The 19530-nt window shown below is 44.6% G+C and carries 17 protein-coding genes; 11 read left to right on the plus strand and 6 right to left on the minus strand.

Features of this window, described 5'->3' with window-relative positions; all coding sequences use genetic code 11:
• Positions 1-42 precede the first annotated feature (42 nt).
• The 6 genes from hemA to kdsA all read left to right on the plus strand — a co-directional run bounded on the left by hemA (position 43) and on the right by kdsA (position 6488).
• A complete protein-coding gene (hemA, locus tag AC27KT_RS04160) occupies positions 43-1317 on the plus strand; it encodes a glutamyl-tRNA reductase (protein WP_014949017.1) in 1275 nt (424 codons plus the stop codon).
• 15 nt (positions 1318-1332) lie between these two features.
• On the plus strand, positions 1333-2418 hold the full coding sequence (gene prfA / locus AC27KT_RS04165) for a peptide chain release factor 1 (protein WP_014997976.1): 1086 nt from the start codon (positions 1333-1335) through the stop codon (positions 2416-2418).
• 36 nt (positions 2419-2454) lie between these two features.
• A complete protein-coding gene (gene prmC, locus AC27KT_RS04170) occupies positions 2455-3294 on the plus strand; it encodes a peptide chain release factor N(5)-glutamine methyltransferase (RefSeq protein WP_487127632.1) in 840 nt (279 codons plus the stop codon).
• Positions 3295-3447: 153 nt separating this feature from the next.
• Entirely contained in the window at positions 3448-5010 is a 1563-nt protein-coding gene (locus AC27KT_RS04175) for a DUF3369 domain-containing protein (protein WP_487127634.1), read from the plus strand.
• A 231-nt stretch (positions 5011-5241) separates the two neighbouring features.
• Positions 5242-5613, plus strand: coding sequence for a SirB2 family protein (locus AC27KT_RS04180; protein WP_487127636.1), 372 nt, complete (start codon positions 5242-5244; stop codon positions 5611-5613).
• Positions 5614-5633: 20 nt separating this feature from the next.
• Positions 5634-6488, plus strand: coding sequence for a 3-deoxy-8-phosphooctulonate synthase (gene kdsA, locus AC27KT_RS04185; RefSeq protein WP_487127638.1), 855 nt, complete (start codon positions 5634-5636; stop codon positions 6486-6488).
• A gap of 61 nt (positions 6489-6549) precedes the next feature.
• Here the strand turns inward: kdsA and AC27KT_RS04190 are convergent, their stop codons facing one another.
• On the minus strand, positions 6550-6828 hold the full coding sequence (locus AC27KT_RS04190) for a hypothetical protein (RefSeq protein WP_487127640.1): 279 nt from the start codon (positions 6826-6828) through the stop codon (positions 6550-6552).
• A 216-nt stretch (positions 6829-7044) separates the two neighbouring features.
• On the opposite strand from AC27KT_RS04190, the gene AC27KT_RS04195 reads away from it, so the two are divergent.
• From AC27KT_RS04195 to fusA, 5 genes are all read left to right on the plus strand, one after another.
• Positions 7045-7947: a transcriptional regulator GcvA gene (locus tag AC27KT_RS04195; RefSeq protein WP_014949024.1), complete on the plus strand. Its 903-nt coding sequence runs from the start codon at positions 7045-7047 to the stop codon at positions 7945-7947.
• Position 7948: 1 nt separating this feature from the next.
• Positions 7949-8641 carry an alpha/beta family hydrolase gene (locus AC27KT_RS04200; protein WP_487127642.1) on the plus strand — a complete coding sequence of 231 codons (693 nt, stop codon included), beginning with the start codon at positions 7949-7951 and terminating at the stop codon, positions 8639-8641.
• 35 nt (positions 8642-8676) lie between these two features.
• Positions 8677-9144, plus strand: a complete 468-nt coding sequence (locus tag AC27KT_RS04205; RefSeq protein ID WP_487127644.1) for a DUF423 domain-containing protein — start codon at positions 8677-8679, stop codon at positions 9142-9144.
• Positions 9137-10234 (plus strand): 23S rRNA (cytidine(2498)-2'-O)-methyltransferase RlmM, encoded by a 1098-nt coding sequence (gene rlmM / locus AC27KT_RS04210; protein ID WP_487127646.1) that lies wholly within the window; start codon positions 9137-9139, stop codon positions 10232-10234. Before AC27KT_RS04205 ends, rlmM begins: the two co-directional genes overlap by 8 nt.
• A 183-nt stretch (positions 10235-10417) precedes the next feature.
• The gene (gene fusA / locus AC27KT_RS04215; protein ID WP_487127648.1) at positions 10418-12505 is read left to right on the plus strand and encodes an elongation factor G; all 2088 of its coding nucleotides are present in this window, start codon (positions 10418-10420) and stop codon (positions 12503-12505) included.
• A 113-nt stretch (positions 12506-12618) separates the two neighbouring features.
• Here the strand turns inward: fusA and cynS are convergent, their stop codons facing one another.
• The 5 genes from cynS to AC27KT_RS04240 form a co-directional block, all read right to left on the minus strand.
• On the minus strand, positions 12619-13068 hold the full coding sequence (gene cynS, locus AC27KT_RS04220) for a cyanase (RefSeq protein WP_061485412.1): 450 nt from the start codon (positions 13066-13068) through the stop codon (positions 12619-12621).
• Between the two features lie 18 nt (positions 13069-13086).
• Entirely contained in the window at positions 13087-14874 is a 1788-nt protein-coding gene (locus tag AC27KT_RS04225; protein WP_487127651.1) for a bifunctional protein-serine/threonine kinase/phosphatase, read from the minus strand.
• A gap of 128 nt (positions 14875-15002) precedes the next feature.
• Entirely contained in the window at positions 15003-15851 is an 849-nt protein-coding gene (locus AC27KT_RS04230; RefSeq protein WP_136781130.1) for a formate/nitrite transporter family protein, read from the minus strand.
• A 467-nt stretch (positions 15852-16318) separates the two neighbouring features.
• On the minus strand, positions 16319-18382 hold the full coding sequence (locus AC27KT_RS04235) for a transglutaminase TgpA family protein (RefSeq protein ID WP_487127653.1): 2064 nt from the start codon (positions 18380-18382) through the stop codon (positions 16319-16321).
• A gap of 4 nt (positions 18383-18386) precedes the next feature.
• Complete coding sequence (locus AC27KT_RS04240) at positions 18387-19520, minus strand: DUF58 domain-containing protein (RefSeq protein ID WP_487127655.1); 1134 nt, start codon at positions 19518-19520, stop codon at positions 18387-18389.
• Positions 19521-19530: the final 10 nt, after the last annotated feature.

Here is a 19530-nt window from a genome sequence, read left to right on the forward strand (position 1 = left end):
TTTTCGTACAATGCCGCTCCGACGTTGCCAGCACAGATTTTAATGACTTTACTCGCCCTCGGTATTAACCACAAAACAGCACCAGTAGCACTTCGCGAAAAAGTGGCCTTTACACCAGATTCTCTGGTGGAAGCGCTTGCGAGTTTAAAAAAGCTGGAAGGCGTAGATGAGTCTGTCATTGTGTCGACCTGTAACCGCACAGAGCTTTACGTAAATACTCAAGACGATACAGGTCAAAAGCTTTTACAATGGTTAAGTGACTTTCATCATCTAGACGTAGAAGAGATTGCCAACAACAGCTATGTGCTCGCCCAGGATGAAGCGGTAAAGCACATTATGCGCGTAGCCAGCGGGCTTGATTCACTAATATTAGGTGAACCTCAAATATTAGGTCAGGTGAAGCAGGCGTTTGGCGATGCAAAACACTCAGGTATGGTGAGCAGCGAATTTGATAAGCTGTTTCAACATACGTTTTCAGTGGCGAAGCGAGTTCGCAGTGAAACAGATATAGGTGCAAACGCGGTAAGCGTGGCTTATGCAGCCGTGCAGCTGGCAAAACATATTTTCGCTGAACTACCAAAACGTTCAGTGCTATTAGTGGGAGCTGGCGAAACCATTGAACTGGTGGCTCAGCATTTGAAAGAGCAGGGCGTGAGCTGTTTGGCGGTGGCGAATAGAACCGTAGCGCGAGCAGAAGCCTTAGCCGAAACACTAGATGCCAGTGTGTTTACCTTATCGCAGGTGCCAGAACACTTAAAAGACTTTGATATCGTGATAAGCTCTACTGCTAGCCAACTGCCTTTGATTGGTAAAGGCATGGTGGAGAAAGCTCTTAAACAGCGCAAAAACATGCCGATGTTTTTGGTGGACCTTGCGGTACCGCGAGATATTGAGTCAGAGGTTAACGAGTTAGGCGATGCCTACCTTTATACTGTTGATGATCTGCAGCATATTGTTCAGAAGAATTTAGAAAACCGCGAGCAAGCAGCAAAAGAAGCAGAGAAACTCATCGACAAGCAAGCTGGCGACTACATGACGTGGAAGCAGTCACAGCAATCGATAGATTTAGTAAGACAGTATCGCCAAAAAGGCATGGCACAGCGTGACGATATTGTGGAAAAAGCCAAAGCGCAATTAGCAGAAGGTAAAAATGCCGAAACGGTATTAGAAGAAATGGCGTATAAATTAACCAATACGCTATTGCACCCAACTACCTTAGCGTTACGCGAGGCTGCCATGCACGATGACCCGGCGTTAAGCCGATGGATGGGACAGGCATTAGATTTATCTGACTTTTCGTCAGACGATAATAAATAAGGTAATAAAAAGCATATGAAAGAGTCGGTAGTTAGGAAACTCGAACACTTAGTCGAGCGTTTCGAAGAAGTTCAGGCGTTGTTAGGCGACCCTGGAGTTATCGGCGATCAGGATAAGTTTCGCAACTTGTCAAAAGAGTTTAGTCAGCTAGAAGATGTAGTGGCAGGCTTTAATGCTTATCAGCAAGCACAAGAAAACTTGGCTTCAGCGCAGGAAATGTTGAACGAAGATGACGCTGAAATGCGCGAGATGGCACAGGAAGAGATGAAAGAAGCCAAGGCGGAAATTGAACGCCTTGAAACTGAACTTCAGGTGCTACTTCTGCCTAAAGATCCTAACGATGATAACAACTGTTTCTTGGAAATTCGCGCAGGTGCGGGTGGTGACGAAGCGGCAATATTCGCAGGTGACTTGTTCCGCATGTACAGCCGTTATGCCGAAAGTCGTGGCTGGCGTGTAGAGTTGGTTAACGCCAATGAAGGTGAGCACGGCGGTTATAAAGAAGTCATTGCGAATGTTAGCGGCGATGGCGTGTACGGCGTGTTGAAATTCGAGTCGGGCGGTCACCGCGTACAGCGTGTACCAGAAACCGAATCGCAAGGCCGTATCCATACTTCGGCATGTACTGTGGCGGTATTACCAGAAATTCCAGAGTCGCAGGCAATTGAAATTAATCCTGCAGAGCTTCGCATCGATACCTTCCGTGCATCAGGTGCGGGTGGTCAGCACGTTAACAAAACCGACTCGGCTATTCGTATTACTCACTTGCCAACAGGCTTGGTAGTGGAATGTCAGGACGAGCGTTCACAGCACAAAAACCGTGCGAAAGCGATGTCGGTACTTCAAGCGCGCTTAAATCAGATTGAAGAAGAGAAGCGAGCAGCAGAAGAGGCTTCTACTCGTAAGAGCCTAGTCGGTAGCGGTGACCGCTCTGAGCGAATTCGTACTTATAACTTCCCGCAGGGACGTGTAACCGACCACCGTATCAACCTAACTATTTATCGTTTAGACGAAGTGGTGGAAGGTGACCTTAAGCAGCTTATCGACCCAATTTTGCAAGAGCATCAGGCCGATCTGTTGGCCTCTCTTTCGGACGAATAACGCTGTCTTGTTATATAAACTGTTTATAGAAAAACAATGCGCATAGACGACGCCCTAGCATGGGCTGCTGAACAACTAGAGGGTGGGGAGTCACCCTCTGTTGATGCAAAAGTCATGTTGGCGAACATTCTAGGTAAGTCACAAACTTATCTATTCACATGGCCTGATAAAATCTTGGACGCCGCCCAGAGAGCGCAATTTGAAGCGGATGTGGCCAAGCGTAAACAGGGTGAGCCCGTGGCGTATATTATCGGCAAGCGTGATTTCTGGACCCTGTCACTGTTTACCTCGCCAGATACATTAATTCCACGACCGGATACTGAGGTATTGGTTGAGCAAGTGCTTAATTGGGTAAATCAACACTCTTCTGCATCTTTATCAATCTGTGATTTGGGAACAGGCACTGGCGCTATTGCGCTGGCATTAGCGAGCGAACTACCAGAAGCATCCGTTACTGGCGTAGACTACCAAGCGGGGGCGGTGAAGCTTGCTACCCGCAATGCTCAAGCTAATAGCATAGCCAATGCGCATTTTGTGCAAAGTGACTGGTTTAGTGCGCTAGCAGGTCAAACCTTCGACATTATTGTTTCAAACCCACCTTATATAGAAGAATCCAGTCCATACCTTAATGAGGGCGATGTGCGTTTTGAACCTAAAACAGCATTAACCTCGGGCAGTGACGGCCTAGACGACATCAAACACATCATTAATAGTGCGCCTCAATATCTCAATAAAGGTGCCTTACTTGCATTCGAACACGGCTTTGACCAAGGGGTAGCGGTTAACGCTTTGCTCGCAGATGCGGGATTTGTGAACGTCAAAACCGTTAAAGACTACGGCGACAATGAGCGTGTAACGCTGGGACAGTGGAAATAGGTTTCAATCTTCAAAGAAATTATCTTTCCTGTAGTTATCAAAATTTAATTGCAAACTTGCTTATATTTTGTTTTACATTAGTATCTATTAAGCGGTTATAAGACCTCAAAAAGCACTAAGTTAAACAATCTCTTATACTACAGGATGTACCAGATGAATGATGACTTTCTTTTCGCAGAAGATGACGATGAAAGTGAAGTAGATGATCTGGGTAGCTGGAAAGTACTCATTGTTGACGATGAACCCGAAGTACACGCCGTTACTAAGCTGGCGCTAAATGACTTTAGCTTAAATGGCAAAACCCTTGAGTTTGTTAGTGCCTATAGCGGAGAGGAAGCGAAGGCCATTTTCAAAACCCATGATGATATCGCCGTTGTGTTACTTGATGTTGTTATGGAGACTGACGACGCCGGTCTTAAAGTGGCCGAGTATGTTCGTAACGAATTAGACAATCATTTCACACGTATTATCTTGCGTACCGGACAACCCGGCCAAGCCCCAGAAAAAGATGTCATCATTAATTACGACATCAACGACTACAAGTCGAAAACCGAACTGACCGCGCAAAAACTTTTTACTGTTATCATTGCAGCGCTCCGCTCATATCGAGATATTATCGTTATCGAAGAAAATAGACGCGGCCTTGAAAAAATTATAGATGCGTCTGTAGATTTATTTTCTTCCCGTTCCCTCGAAAAATTTATGCAGGGCATCATTCAACAGCTGGCGTCTATTCTGGGCTGTTCAAAGGATGCAGCCTACATTACTACAGCGGTGGCAACCACATCGCGTACTATTAATACCAGCAACACCAAACTGGGTGACGACGAACTATATGTTTTTGCTGGCAACGGTGAGTACGCCAGTAAGGAAGGGGTGCCTTTAAAAGACGCGATTAGCGCACAAGAATATGCCCTGTGCGCAAGGGCCATGCGCGATAAGCAAATTGTTTATGCAGAAGATCACGTTGTGGCTTATTGCAACAGTAAAAGTCACAATGGCGCACTCTTGTACTTGTCAGGATTACCAAGGCGAATAGGGGAAAGTGATCGTCATCTGGTAAAACGCTTTTCAGACAGTGTTCAGCTTGCTTTTGACAATGTACTTAAAACCGTTGATGTTGAAGCGACGCAGAAAGAAATAATTGAGCGTTTAGGTCGAGCGTTAGAGCATGAGTCAAATGCGTCAAATAACCTCACAAGAATGGTTGAAATGGCGCAACTGTTGGCAGAAAAGGTTGGGCTGAACGAGCAAGACATCCACGCATTACGCCTTGCCGTGCCACTCCATGATATTGGGACGTCTATAGTGCCTAAATCTATTTTGCACAAAACGACGCCGTTAACCGAAGAGGAAGTATTTAAAATACGTCAGCATGCTGAATTTGGTTACCAGATTTTGCGAGATTCAAGCCGGCCCACTATCCAACTTGCAGCAATGTTAGCAAAGCAGCATCACGAACGCTGGGATGGAAAGGGATATCCAGACGGGCTTAAAGGCGAAGAAATTGATATAAAAAGCCGTATTGCCACGTTAGTTGATGTGTTTGATGCACTGTTAAACGCAAGGCCGTATAAGCCAGCGTGGACAATTGATAAGGTTGAAGCCGTATTGAAAGAGGAAAGTGGCAAGCACTTCGACCCTTATTTAGTTCAATGTATGCTAAATGACCTTCCGGCCTTTATGGCAATTCAAGCTCAATTCCCTGACGCATAATGATTTATTTCTCCGTTATTTACGTACTGTAATACGTTACAATAACAGCCTCTAAACAGGCGTCATAATTAAAGTGAAGGCAGGTGCTACATGCGCCTGTTTTTTTTAGTCTGCTACTCGTATTCTGAATCTGTCGAGTTTTGCTACTAAGTAAAACTCAATAGGTCTAATAACACATGTGTTAAAGTAGTCAGCGGCAGTTTCACTATCTAATAAGAACAGGAACACATTATGTACATGATGGCAAAACACCTACATTTAACGGCGGTAGGCTTAAGTATTCTATTTTTTGTCTTTCGTTTTATATGGAGCCAATTCGACGCTACAGCCCTTAGCAAAAAATGGGTTAAAATTCTCCCTCATATCATTGATACCGTACTATTAGCCAGCGCAATCTGGCTGTGCATTATTTTGTCTCAATATCCTTTTGTTAATGCATGGCTCACATTTAAAGTTATTGGTGTAGTGTTGTATATCGTGTTTGGACTGTTTGCGCTTAAAAAAGCTAAGACAAAGCTAAGCAAGTGGGGCTTCTTCGTCGCCGCACTGGCGGTCCTATTGGCAACAGCTATGGTTGCTGTAACTAAACAACCTCTTTTTTAAGATTTAATTGGAAATAAATAATGTCTGAATCTAAACAGATTATTAATGTAGGTAACGTCGAGGTTGCCAACCATTTACCTTTCGTACTGTTCGGCGGCATGAACGTTCTAGAGTCTCGCGACCTTGCTATGCGTATTGCCGAACACTACGTTGAAGTAACGCAAAAGCTAAATGTTCCGTACGTTTTTAAAGCTTCGTTTGATAAAGCGAACCGTTCATCAGTGACTTCTTACCGTGGGCCTGGCATGGAAGAAGGGTTGCGTATTTTTGAAGAAATTAAGTCGACCTTTAACGTTCCGCTTATCACTGATGTGCACGAACCGCACCAAGCAGCGCCTGTGGCAGAAGTGGTTGATGTTATTCAGTTACCTGCCTTTTTAGCACGTCAGACCGACCTTGTTGTTGCCATGGCTAAAACAGGTAGCGTAATAAACGTTAAAAAACCTCAGTTTTTAGCACCACACGAAATGCGTCACATCATAGGAAAACTAGGTGAAGCGGGTAATGATAGGGTGATCCTTTGTGAGCGTGGCAGCTGCTTTGGCTACAACAACCTAGTTGTAGATATGCTGGGTATGGACGCTATGAAAGAATATGCCCCGGTAATATTCGATGCAACGCACGCACTTCAGATGCCGGGTGGCCGTGCTACGTCTGCCGATGGTCGCCGTGCTCAAGCGGCACAGCTAGCAAGAAGCGGTATGGCGCTAGGTTTAGCGGGCTTGTTTATTGAAGCTCATCCAAATCCTGATGAAGCACTATGCGACGGGCCTTGTGCACTGCCGTTGGCGAAGCTAGAGCCTTATTTACAACAAATGAAAGCGTTAGACGAGTTAGTGAAAGGTTTTGACGCGTTAGATACCAGTAATACTTAAGCAGGTGTTGATGGCGTATGCCGGTGCAAGCACCGGCATGCGTATCAGGTGTGTGAGTAGCTTATTCCGCTTCAGAAACGTTTACGCGCTCTTCACCTTTTGTCATTGCTAGTAAGTTTTTGTGAAGCTGAACTTGGATCTCTTCAGCCAAAATCGCCTTTGATTGCTTTTTAACAACAATATGCGCGTCGTTTTCTGGCAATACTTCAGCCATTTTTACGCTTGTCATTGCAGTGTTGATTAACGATTGTAGATTGATCTTTTCTGGTTGTGCGTTAGCATTTGCTGCAGCGCTTGCGAAAGCCATTACAGAAACGCTAGCTAAAAGTAATTTTTTCATTTTCACACCTAATAAAAATAATTAATAAATTGTTGGTGAATGTTAAAATGTTTAACATTCAGTCATCATAATGTACTGAAATTAAATACTCTTTCTTAATTTCGGATGAATTATAATCAGCGGGTGGTGAAAAATAAAACGAGTAAAAGTATGGGTTGTCATTAGAAAAACTAATGAATTTGTCATGCTTCGGTCACACTGGATTAAAAACGATATATGCATCGACGTTTACCCCCTCTTAATGCCCTGAAATCGTTTGAAGCGGCAGCACGTCATTTGAGCTTCACTAAGGCTGCTGACGAGCTGTTTGTTACTCAAGCAGCAGTAAGTCATCAAATAAAAGCGCTTGAAGATTTCTTATCGATGAAGTTATTTCTTCGAAGAAATAGAACACTGCTTCTAACCGAAGAAGGGCAAGCTTATTTTCTTGAGCTAAAAGATATCTTCAAAAACTTACAAGACGCGACAGAAAGGCTTCTTGCGAAGGGCAGTAAAGGTGCTATCACTGTAGCGATGCCGCCCAGCTTTGCGAGCCAATGGCTGGTGCCCCGTATTCATAAGTTTAGTTTGGCGCACCCAGACATCGACGTACGCATAAAAGCCGTAGATTTCGATGAAGGCTTCTTAGAAGACGATGTGGACGTAGCAATATATTACGGTAAAGGTCGTTGGGCAGGCCTACAGGCCGACCAGCTACATCGAGAGTTTCTAACTCCGCTTTGCTCTCCAATGCTTTTTCAAGGTCCCAAACCTTTATCCAGCCTGTCTGACTTACGGCACCACGTGTTGCTTCACGACTTAAGCCGTACTGCATGGAAAAACTGGTTGAAGCACGTAGGTGTGGTTGGTGTAAACGTTAATCAAGGGCCGGTTTTCAGTCACTCCATGCTAGTTTTACAGGCAGCCGCACTCGGTCAAGGTATTGCATTGGGCAACACGGTACTTGCAAGACCAGAAATTGAGGCGGGTAGGCTAGTCATGCCGTTTGAAGAAAGAGTAGAGAGTCGCGATGCGTTTTATCTCGTGTGTGAAGAATCACAGGCTGAGTTAGGTAAAATAGCTGCATTTAGAGACTGGATCTTAGCCCTGGTTGAAGCAGAACAAGAGGACTTACTGTAATATGAGTACATCGAACACCATTACTGAACAGCCTAGTTTTGACATTGAATTGCATGAAGCCGATAAGCCTATTGCGTGCTTGATATTGGGCCACGGGGCTGGTGCGGGAAAGGAACATGAGTTCATGCAAGCTATGGCGAAAGCCCTGGTCGCTAAAGGCATATCAACCGTGCTTTTTAACTTTCCCTATATGCAAACCATAAAAGCTACCGGTAAGCGTAGGCCTCCCGATAAAGCCGATAAACTTATGTCACATTTTACTGCGGTCATTGAAAACTGCAGCAAAGATAACAAAGCCTTGCATAACTTGCCTGTGTTTATTGGTGGAAAGTCGATGGGCGGGCGTATGGCTACCATGGTGTATGAAGCGGTGAGCAATGTAAAAGGCGCGATAGCGCTGGGCTATCCGTTCCACCCTCCTGGTAAGCCAGAAAAAACACGAACCGAACATCTGCAAACAACGTCAAAGCCTTTGCTTATTATTCAGGGTGAACGAGATACCTTTGGTACAAAGAGCGAAGTAGAGGATTACAAAAAGCGCTGTATATTATCTACATACATTGAATGCGCCTATCTAGACGACGGTGATCACAGTTTTAAGCCTCGAAAAGCAAGCGGCAAAACGCAGGAAGAACATATTGCTGAAGCTGCCACGCTTACCGCGTCTTTTATTGAAGCCAATTTGAATAATTAATGGTTATTCAGAAATCAGAGTGAACGACTAATTGAATGAAAACTGAAAAACTTAGGTTTGCCACCGTTGCTAAACCTTATCTTATTGTTGGGGCATTGCTAGCGGGCCTTTCTGTGGTACTAGGTGCGTTTGGCGCACATGGTTTAAAAAGCGTGTTAACTGCACAGCAGCTCAACACGTTTGAAATTGGCGTGCGTTATCAAATGTATCACGCATTAGCCTTACTGCTTTTACCTGCATTGTCAGGGGTTGTTTCATCGACGTGGGCTAATCGGGTAGCGTTTTGTTTCGTTACCGGTACGGTGTTGTTTAGTGGAAGCTTATACGCGCTAGGAATAAGCGGCATAAAATGGTTTGGCCCGATAACCCCTCTGGGAGGCATGTTCTTTATTACTGGGTGGGTGTTGTTAGTGGTTGGACTGACAAAAGGTCATGATTTAAACAAGCAACAAAAAGAAGAGCAGAACACAACTCACCACACGCCGGGGGCAGGTAATGTCTAACATCAGTATTTTGGGGTATTGCCGACCTGGTTATGAAAACGATACAGCTAACGAACTTACATCTCGATACGGTGAAGCCCAATGTTATGGCTACCCAGTGTCGAAGAAGAACAGTGGCTTTGTACTTTATCATTTATACGATGGCTCACAGTTAGCGCAAACCATTACTCAGTTTGCTGTTCACGACAGTATCTTCCCTCGTCAGCTGGTGGCTGTCTTTGCCACGCTAAACGATATAGAGAAAGAGGACAGAGTAGGGCAAGTACTCGAGGCTTTGAAAGAGGTTGAAAAACCATTTTCAATTTTTGGCGCCATAGACGTCGAGTACCCAGATACAGAAGAAGGTAAAACCCTCGCAAAGTTTTGTCGAAAGTTTACGGTTCCTCTTCGCCAAGCGTTAAGAAAAGCGGGGTGGCTTACGTCCAAGGAAAATCTGGGGAAACCCAAACTGCATATTTTCTTTGAGTCATTTGAAATTTGTCATATTGGCTATACATTACCCAGTCATGCCAGTAGCGATCACTTGGGCATTTGCCGATTAAAGTTCCCAAGTGACGCGCCCAGTCGCTCCACGCTTAAACTAGAAGATGCTTTAGTAAATATGCTGAGCGATAAACAGCAAGCTAAAGTACTTCGAAGCGGTGGACGTGCCGTGGATCTCGGTGCATGCCCGGGCGGTTGGACATACCAGCTTGTGAAGCGCGGAATGTATGTTGAAGCTATCGACAATGGACTTGTAGCCGATAGTTTGATGAGCACGGGGTTGGTTGAACATCACGCGGCAGACGGGTTTACATATAGACCACAATTTGGTCGTGTAGATTTGCTGGTATGTGATATGATAGAGCAACCCGATAGGGTAGCTAAATTGATGGGCGATTGGTTAGTTAAGCACTGGGCAACGCACGCAATATTCAATTTAAAGTTACCTATGAAACAACGTTATGAAACTGTAGTTGAAGCCATGACGTTGCTAAGAAGCCGATTAAATGCCTTGGAAGATGCATTTGCGGTGAAGGTTAGGCATCTCTACCACGACAGAGATGAAGTTACAGTAACAATTGTTCGCACTTCAAAAGATGAGGTGTGATTTTGTTATTTTTCAAAAAAGTGTCATTAATTAATAAGTTGTTGATACTTAAAGAAAAGAATTAATGGTGGCGCGGATTTTAGCAAACGAATTTAAGGTTTATGCTAAAAAAGGTGTAAATCTGGTATAGAAATCCTTTATAATCCGGCCGTTTTTTTACTCTGAACCAATGAAAGTGAACTAATGTCAGACTTATCTCATTACAGAAACATTGGTATTTTCGCCCACGTAGACGCGGGTAAAACTACCACAACAGAACGTATCTTGAAGCTTACTGGTAAAATCCATAAAACTGGTGAGGTTCACGATGGTGAATCAACAACTGACTTCATGGAGCAGGAAGCTGAGCGTGGTATTACCATCCAGTCAGCGGCAACAACCTGTTTCTGGAAAGATCATCGCATGAACATCATCGATACTCCGGGACACGTTGACTTTACAGTTGAAGTATATCGTTCACTTAAAGTACTAGACGGCGGTATCGGTGTATTCTGTGGTTCTGGCGGTGTTGAGCCTCAGTCAGAAACTAACTGGCGTTATGCTAACGAATCAGAAGTTGCGCGTGTAATCTTCGTAAACAAACTAGACCGTATGGGTGCAGACTTTTACCGTGTAGTTGGCCAAGTTAAGAAAGTACTTGCTGCTAACCCACTAGTAATGACGCTTCCAATCGGTATCGAAGACGAGTTTAAAGGTGTTGTTAACCTTCTAGACATGAAAGCGTACATCTGGGACGATTCAGGTCTTCCTGAAAACTACGAAGTTGTAGATATCCCAGCAGATATGGTTGATAAGGCTAACGAGTACCGTGAGCAACTAATCGAAACTGCTGTTGAGCAAGATGACGACCTAATGATGGCTTACATGGATGGTGAAGAGCCGTCTCTAGAAGACATCAAGCGTTGTATCCGTAAAGGTACTCGTGACCTAGCGTTCTTCCCAACATACTGTGGTTCTGCATTTAAGAACAAAGGTATTCAGCTAGTTCTTGACGCGGTTGTAGACTTCCTACCTTCTCCAACAGAAGTTGATCCACAAGATCTAACTGACGAAGAAACGGGTGAGCCTACTGGTGAAGTTGCAACAGTATCTGTTGACGAGCCGTTCCGTGCACTTGCGTTCAAAATCATGGACGACCGTTTCGGTGCCCTTACGTTTATCCGTATCTACTCTGGTAAGCTAAACAAAGGCGACACTATTCTTAACAGCGCAACGGGTAAAACTGAGCGTATCGGCCGTATGGTTGAGATGCACGCTGATGAACGTACTGAACTTACTTCAGCACAAGCAGGTGACATCCTAGCTGTTGTTGGTATGAAGAACGTTCAAACTGGTCACACGCTATGTGATCCTAAGCACCCTTGTACACTAGAGCCAATGATCTTCCCTGAGCCAGTAATCTCGATTGCTGTTAAGCCAAAAGACAAAGGCGCTAACGAAAAGATGTCTATCGCTATCGGTAAACTAGTAGCAGAAGACCCGTCTTTCCAAGTTGAAACTGATGAAGATTCAGGCGAAACCATCCTTAAAGGTATGGGTGAGCTTCACCTAGATATCAAAGTAGACATCTTGAAGCGTACTTACGGCGTTGAGCTAGAAGTTGGTCAGCCTCAAGTTGCATACCGTGAAACTATCACGCTACCAGTTGAAGACAGCTACACGCACAAGAAGCAGTCTGGTGGTTCTGGTCAGTTCGGTAAGATTGATTACCGCATCAAGCCAGGCGAAACTAACTCTGGCTTTAAGTTCGTATCTACCGTTGTTGGTGGTAATGTACCTAAAGAATTCTTCCCTGCTATCGAAAAAGGCTTTAAGTCTATGATGGAAGTAGGTCCTCTAGCGGGCTACCCAGTACTAGACGTTGAAGTTGAACTATTCGACGGTGGTTTCCACGCAGTTGACTCATCAGCAATCGCGTTCGAAATCGCAGCGAAAGGTGCATTCCGTCAGTCAATGCCAAAAGCTGGTCCTCAGATTCTTGAGCCAATCATGAAAGTTGACGTGTTCAGCCCAGAAGACAACGTGGGTGACGTAATCGGTGACCTTAACCGTCGTCGTGGTATGATTAAAGACCAAGAAGCTGGCGCTACTGGCGTTCGCATCAAGGCTGACGTACCTCTATCTGAGATGTTTGGTTACATCGGTCACCTACGTACTATTACATCTGGTCGTGGTCAGTTCTCTATGGAATTCAGCCACTACTCAGCATGTCCTCAGAACGTAGCTGACAAAGTAATTGAAGAAGCGAAAGCGCGTAAAGCAGCCAAGTAATTAGCCTTTGCGAACGTAAGCTGACCTTGGGTTAGCTTACGCTTCAAGAAATACTAAAAAGCCGGTCGCATGACCGGCTTTTTTTATTTTGATTGTCCCGTCTTGAAATACGTTTAGTACATCTTATATGGCAGAAACTTCCCTGACATAACTACGCTTACACGGTCGCCTTTAGGATCGTTTTCGCGCTGTAAATCCATAGAAAAATCAATTGCACTCATGATGCCGTCGCCAAACTCTTCATGAATTAACTCCTTTAATGTAGTGCCATACACACTCACCAATTCATACCAGCGGTAAATAAGCGGGTCGGTAGGGACTTCTGTGGGTAACGAGCCTTTGTAAGGCACTATTTGAAGCCAAGCAATAGCTTCGTCGGTAAGCTCAAGTAACTCACCTACAGATTCAGCTTGCTGCTTTGTCATGGCCATTTGTCCTAAGCAAGCTGCTGTACTCCATTCTTTTGACTGACCAACAACTTCGGCTATCTGGCTCCACTTTATGCCTTTTAAAATCTTGGCTGACTGGATCATGTCGGTAACTTGGGTTCTCGATGTAATCATTTGTATTTCCTTAAAGGGTTAGTTAAACAAAATGAGCGTAGCTAGATTGCTAAGAATAAGTGCCAGTATCAGCACCTTGTAAACAAAAAGAGGGTGGCGCTTTACTAAAGGCTCGTAGGCCGTGTGTTGAGTTGGATTTGGATAGCGAAGCGAATAGAGGAATTCGGATAGTGTTGAATAGCGTTTATCAGGGTTAACATGTAAAGCGCGTTTTAGGGCACTATCAACCCAGGTTGGTATTGGGCGTTTTGGATCTAACGCCGTTTCATATTTTAGTTTTTTCTGTTCGGCAAAAGTGCGACAGTGAGCGAGTTTTGAATGATACGGATAACGCCCGCAAAGAAGATAGTAGGTGAGTACGGCTAGAGAGAATAGATCTGAGCGCTCTGTGCCTATATTCCCTAAAAAGTATTCAGGTGCGGCAAAAAGGGCCGCGCCGGGAATTGGCGCACTGCTATAAAGGCTAGGCGCATCGGCTAAGGCCGCCGAACCAAGGTCAATAATAGTGCAGTGCCCCTGTTCATTAATCATTATATTCTCGGGGCGTATATCTCTGTGAAGAATGCCCTGACGGTGCATTGCTTGTAAGCCTTTCCCAACCTGCTCAATGATATCCCTAATTTGCTCCAATGATGGTGTGGGGTTATCAAAAGACCATTGTGACAATGTTTGACCTTTTACATAGTCACTAATGCTGTAAAACGCTGTAGGTCTGTGTTTGAGCCCTAAATTTAAATACGTGGGGCTTTTAACAACATGCGTTGAGTTAACTCGCCTTGCAAACCAACTTTCTATCAAAAAACCGTTAAGCATTTCTGGTGACTGGCTAAAGTCGGTTGAGGGGGTTTTAACCACCACAGGGTGTTGTTCATGTGTACCTTTGTGAGCTTGAAGCGAGGCAATAAAAACATGACTACGGGCAGAGCTATAGAGCTGTCGCTCTAGTGTGATGCCGTCAATTTCATCGCCAGTCTCTAGTTCTTTGAAAGCAGGCTTACAAAGATGAACGTGGGGTTCACTATCATTACTCCCACTTTCATTACCGATTTGATACTTAATAAGCAGTAGAGTGAGGTTGTCATCACTTCCCTGGTTAAACGCCTCATGCACCACCAAAGCAGATTGGTTTTCAGAGAGTGTTTCTGCGCTATTGATTTTGTTAAGTATGCCAGGCAGCGAAACAAATTCATGAACACCATCAGTACTTATCGCAATAGTACTTGAAGCGCTTAAGGTGTGTGATGTGTGGTCAATATCGATATTCGCTTTTACGCCTAATGCGTTGGAAAGATACGTTTGCGAAGGTTCACTATCAGAGACGTGACGATGGGGACGTGTAAGTAAAGCAGGGCTTGTTGCGTTGTCAGAAACAAGCTGGACTTGGCAATCTCCCACGTGAAACACGTCTAGGTGATTACCCGTTAAAATAGCGACTGAAAGCGTACAGACATACCCTTTCTCTGGGGTGTAGCAAAAAGCGCTTCTCTGCGTTCGGGTATAAAGCCTTGCATTCAATTCTTTAATAATGGCTTCGGCTCGCGTTTTTATCGACCACTGCTCAGGCGCGATATTAAAAAGCTTAACAAATTCACTGGTAGCAAAATCACTAGCAACCTGACTTACAGCACTACTACTGACACCGTCAGCGATAACAAAAACATGACTTGGGTTTAGTTCGTTGGAAGCAATATGGTAAGCATAGGCATCTTGATTTATCTCTTTAACCCCGCGAGTGGAAAAAGCACTTGTCCACACTTTGCAAGGTAGCGGATCGATTAGCGTATTTAGCGCTGCTTGCTGGTTCATATTTCGTTGCTTCTATCTACTTATACGACATCGACTCAAATATTTACTTTCATGCGAAGGGAAGGACAGTGCCACCACAACGTACCTTTATGGTTTGCGTCGTGATGGCACTATATTAGAAGCCCTGATTAGATGGGGAGCGTTTGAGATGCCGCTGCTTTATCGACAGGGATAGTGCGTTTAGGTAGCGTCTTAACGTGAGTGGTATAAAGGGTAAGTCCAGTAAATGCTAAACCGCCTACCAGATTCCCTAATGCTGTTGGAATTTCATTCCAGATGAAATAATCCATAACAGAGAAGTCACCGCCCATAATCAGACCAAATGGGAAAAGGAACATGTTTACTACTGAGTGTTCAAAGCCCATGAAGAAGAACAGCATAATGGGCATCCACATAGCAAGTACTTTGCCGCTTACGTGAGTTGAGATCATTGCGCCTACTACGCCCAATGACACCATCCAGTTACATAGCATGCCGCGAATAAATATGGTAATCCAACCGGCAGCACCGTGTTCTGCATAGCCTAATGTGCGCGCTTCACCAATGCTGGCGACCTTCGTAGCAATCGCGCCGCCATCTACGTTATAGCCCATAGTAAAGATAAACGACATCATGAAGGCTACGGTTAATGCGCCGCCAAAGTTACCTAAGAATACCAGGCCCCAGTTTCGCAGAATTTGTTTAGGTGTAACTCCTGGGCGTTGTGCAAGCCATGCTAACGGTGTAAGCACAAATACGCCGGTTAACAGGTCAAATCCCATAAGGTAGAGCATACAAAAGCCTACAGGGAACAGCACTGCCCCGAGCAGAAACACCCCAGTTTGGACGGCAATTGTCACTGCGAAAACGGCAGCTAACGCCAAGATTGCACCCGCCATGTAAGCGCGGATTAGGGTATCTCGAGTTGACATATAAATCTTTGCTTCGCCTGCGTCTACCATTTTGGTTGCAAACTCAGCGGGGAGAAGATAAGCCATGGTTTCACCTCACGTTGTCGTTATTAATAAATTGCCAGTTTTATATCGGGAGTTAGCTATTTACATGTGTTCTGTTAGATCAAAAAAAGGCGTCCGCAGCGCTCTCGTTAGAAAGAACTGGGGACGCCTTTGTCCGAAACTTATGTATTGTTAATAGCTAACAGATTTACCTCTGATAACGTGTACGCCTTCGCACACTGTCCGCAAGTACCGTGTATTTAAACCCGTGCCCCGAACTTTAACTATCAACCGATATAAAGCCAGAACAGTGCCAATGGCTAAAAAACGTAAATAAATATATAAATTGGTTTATAAAACAACGTTTTAGTAAGTATCTTTGGGTGGGGTGAAAAGTTAAATTCGAGTGCCACCTCATTTGTTTGCACTATAACGGGGGGAGAATGAATGTTTAAGGTGCAACTAAAAATGCCCGTTCAGTCGCAGTGTATTTCGTTTTTAAATGCTTTTCATTTTAGCGCTTGTTTAAGCGTTTTGAGCTGGCGTTTCATCACCGCCGTGTTACTGGGAGTTTGCTGCTGACTGTAAGTTTCATGTTCAAATTGCTTACATAGTTGTTCAAATGCCTTGGCGGCATGAGGGGTTAATAAGATGCTAACTTCTTGAAAATAATTGGATAAGGTTTTATTTTTTCTTTTTATTCCTGTTTGGGTTTCAACGCGCATAACCGCCTTCAGCAAAATGCGATGAGAAGGGGAAAGGCGCACTTTTTCTTTTTTAGGTAAGAAGTACATTGCTAATATGAGCCCAATAAGCCCGATGGCAGACAAGAATACAATGCGCATTTTCTGTGGTGTTAGTGCACCTAGTAGCTCTTCAAGCATGTTGGTTTGCGCCGCATTGTCAAAACCCAGTACCCATTTGCTCCAAGAATAGTCAAGTTGCTGTAACCAACCTTGTAAGGTAGCAAATAAAGCAGAATTACCAATATCGCGCAAAATGGTAGTTTGACGTGACTCCCCTAGCTCTTCTAATGCCCGTTCAAGTCCAAAGGTTAAACGGGACGGGGCCACCATACTTGTAGGGTCGAAACGTACCCACACGCCGTCAATCAACGCCTCTACCCATGCGTGGGCATCGTACTGTCTTACTTGAAGCACGTTTTCACTTAGCTCACTTCCGCCTTGATATCCGGTCACCATTCTTGCCGGCACGCCTGCAGCACGAAGCACGTATACCATAGCACCGGCATAATGCGCGCAAAAACCTGCCCGTTGCTCGAATAAGAAACTATCAATAGGGTTTACAGGCATGGCGTTAGGAGACAAAGTATAACGAAACCCACCTTGACGGAATTCACGCATAACTGCTTGTACTCGCTCATCTGGGTTAGCATATTGCTTCGCTAGTGACTGTCCCCACGCCCTCGCTTCGGCGTTACCGTTTGTTGAAACTTGTAGATTGAGTTGCGTTTCGAAGTTCCCTATTCCATTGGTAACTTGTGCGTTTGGCACATAGCTCAAATAAAACGCTTTTTTGCTTGAGATAGGGGTATTTGCACGTATGGTATAATCAAACAGGCTTCTCACAAAAATGCTGTTTTCGCGGTTGTTTGGGAAAGAGGGGGCTAAAGCAAATAGCCATGTTTGCTGTGTGGGCTCAACAATCAGTTCGTAATTCGTTACTGCGGGCGAGTCTTTTTCCGCTATAACCGACAAAGGCGCTGGCTTCCCGATGAATGCCAACTGTTGTTCAGCCTGCTTGCGCTTCTCGCTTATAGACCAGGTTTTTCCGTCGAAATGTTCAAGGGTCATGGCCCGCCAGTATCTATTCTGTGCTTCAGGGACTTCATTGGTGTTCTTAAATGTAGCGCTAAAGGCCAAATCAGAAGAACTGGCAAGCGACGCAATATCACCTGGTGTTACTGTATCGGAAAGCCCCGTTTCTGTTGATTTCGATGTAGGCATTTGCCATAGCGGTGGGAGTTGGGGTAATAATAAAAATAACAGCAGAGCAATAGGAATTGCTTGACCAATAAGTACGGCAACGAACTTGACGCTGTTCGCAATGGGCACTTTTGCTCCATGGTAAAGCGCCGTGGCGATTAAAAGTAGCGCTAATATACCGGTATAGCCTACCCATGCAAATACGCTAAGCGAGGAAATAAAGCCACAGCCAATCAAAAATAAACACGTGCATATAAGCAGATGAAAATCTCGTTTCTTTTCCACTAGCATAATTTTAAGTGCGCAGGCTACCGTCAATAAATTGATCATGCTATCAAGAAGGCCGATGGATAAGCCGAACCAAGACAAGGCAAACACCGCAAGTACAGCAAGCAAGTTAACCGTGCGTAATGTGGGTAAGTTATGCAGAGTGCTAAGGCCTGCAATTCTGACAATAACGGCACATCCACCTAACATCAGTACCCATATCATTAATGTCGCGGTTAACGTAAAGAGAATAAGCGAAAATGCAGCGCATAGTATCAGCACTGCCACAGAGTTTGGTTGGCCTAAAACGCTTCTGAAAATAGTGAATTGTGAAGCGCGACTGAGTAAGACACTGTTCATGTTATTAGGCCCCAGTCTTCTTCTGTATTGACGATATTGATACTGGCTTGCTAGAGGGGACAGAATTGAGCGTGGGGGAGTCGTTAAAACAAGCCAGAGCACTAAGACATTCACCCATATGCTTGGCGCCCTGAGCAGGCGCAATATTCAACCCCTTGTATTGTATTCCAAACACCCGATTTGTACTTGTCCAAGATATTGTGGCCTGGGTTAGCGCTGAAACCGCGGTTTCCACGTCCTCGCTTGAAGGTACTGAAAGCACGAAGCTGTCGCTCTGCAACGACGTGAAAGATTTCGAGACCCAGTTTCCATTTTTAGCCACATGCTTCCAGGAAACGCGATTAAGTGGCTGTCCAATTTCATAATCGTTTAACGCGTAAAAATCTTCATTACTGGTTGGGTCTATTATTTCACTTACACTGTCAGGTTCGTCTGCGTTGGGAAGTTTATCGATAGTAATCGGTCCTTCCTGAGGCTTGGCATAGACAACTACTTGCTGGTCGAAGTCGAGGTGTGTCCAGCATTTGTAAAGCCCTAGCGGAAAATCACAGGCGATGGTCATTCTGCCTAAGGTAAATTGACCTCTTCGAGATATTTGAAGTGGGACGTTGAGTGTTTGGCTTTGTTCTCTTTTTGAATTGCCGATTAATGAAAAGCTATAGCTTTGCTGTGGTGGACTAGCGTGACGCCCATTGCGTAAATACTCAAGTTGAGTATCTGAGTGGCGTACAACAGTTAGCCATTTTATGAATAGGGTTCCGTTGCAGCATTTACTCTGTGCGTTCACATGGGGAATAACCTGAAGTTGAATTTCACCATTTTGGTTACAGTGAAACGAAGTAGGGGGGAGGGCTTTAAGCGCTAAGCGCGCAAAGTTTTGATGCGTATAAAAAAGTGTTAGCAGCATAATGCTTAAACACAAATAGCTTAGCAGTAACATCAAGTTGTTTTGATAGTTAGTACCAAGTAAGAATAAGCACAGCGACAAAATGATGAAAGACCAGCCAAACCCACTTGGTAATATAAAAATACTGTTTAAATTAAGATGGTGCTCTTGCGACGCCGGTACACGTTTATCTAACCATGTGGATAGTCTACGCTGAAAGTATTTCGTAAATAACGTTGGCACTTTACGCACGTTTAGCACT

The organism is Alteromonas sp. 5NW40-0090, from assembly GCF_057552975.1.

Bases quoted from the DNA above. Each gene is read 5' to 3' on its own strand.
- AC27KT_RS04180 (WP_487127636.1), top strand. From the start codon at position 5,242: ATGTACATGATGGCAAAACACCTACATTTAACGGCGGTAGGCTTAAGT.
- AC27KT_RS04230 (WP_136781130.1), bottom strand. From the start codon at position 15,851: ATGGCTTATCTTCTCCCCGCTGAGTTTGCAACCAAAATGGTAGACGCA.
- kdsA (WP_487127638.1), top strand. From the start codon at position 5,634: ATGTCTGAATCTAAACAGATTATTAATGTAGGTAACGTCGAGGTTGCC.
- AC27KT_RS04235 (WP_487127653.1), bottom strand. From the start codon at position 18,382: ATGAACAGTGTCTTACTCAGTCGCGCTTCACAATTCACTATTTTCAGA.
- AC27KT_RS04225 (WP_487127651.1), bottom strand. From the start codon at position 14,874: ATGAACCAGCAAGCAGCGCTAAATACGCTAATCGATCCGCTACCTTGC.
- cynS (WP_061485412.1), bottom strand. From the start codon at position 13,068: ATGATTACATCGAGAACCCAAGTTACCGACATGATCCAGTCAGCCAAG.
- AC27KT_RS04195 (WP_014949024.1), top strand. From the start codon at position 7,045: ATGCATCGACGTTTACCCCCTCTTAATGCCCTGAAATCGTTTGAAGCG.
- AC27KT_RS04190 (WP_487127640.1), bottom strand. From the start codon at position 6,828: ATGAAAAAATTACTTTTAGCTAGCGTTTCTGTAATGGCTTTCGCAAGC.
- AC27KT_RS04175 (WP_487127634.1), top strand. From the start codon at position 3,448: ATGAATGATGACTTTCTTTTCGCAGAAGATGACGATGAAAGTGAAGTA.
- prmC (WP_487127632.1), top strand. From the start codon at position 2,455: ATGCGCATAGACGACGCCCTAGCATGGGCTGCTGAACAACTAGAGGGT.
- AC27KT_RS04205 (WP_487127644.1), top strand. From the start codon at position 8,677: ATGAAAACTGAAAAACTTAGGTTTGCCACCGTTGCTAAACCTTATCTT.
- fusA (WP_487127648.1), top strand. From the start codon at position 10,418: ATGTCAGACTTATCTCATTACAGAAACATTGGTATTTTCGCCCACGTA.
- rlmM (WP_487127646.1), top strand. From the start codon at position 9,137: ATGTCTAACATCAGTATTTTGGGGTATTGCCGACCTGGTTATGAAAAC.
- hemA (WP_014949017.1), top strand. From the start codon at position 43: ATGACTTTACTCGCCCTCGGTATTAACCACAAAACAGCACCAGTAGCA.
- AC27KT_RS04200 (WP_487127642.1), top strand. From the start codon at position 7,949: ATGAGTACATCGAACACCATTACTGAACAGCCTAGTTTTGACATTGAA.
- prfA (WP_014997976.1), top strand. From the start codon at position 1,333: ATGAAAGAGTCGGTAGTTAGGAAACTCGAACACTTAGTCGAGCGTTTC.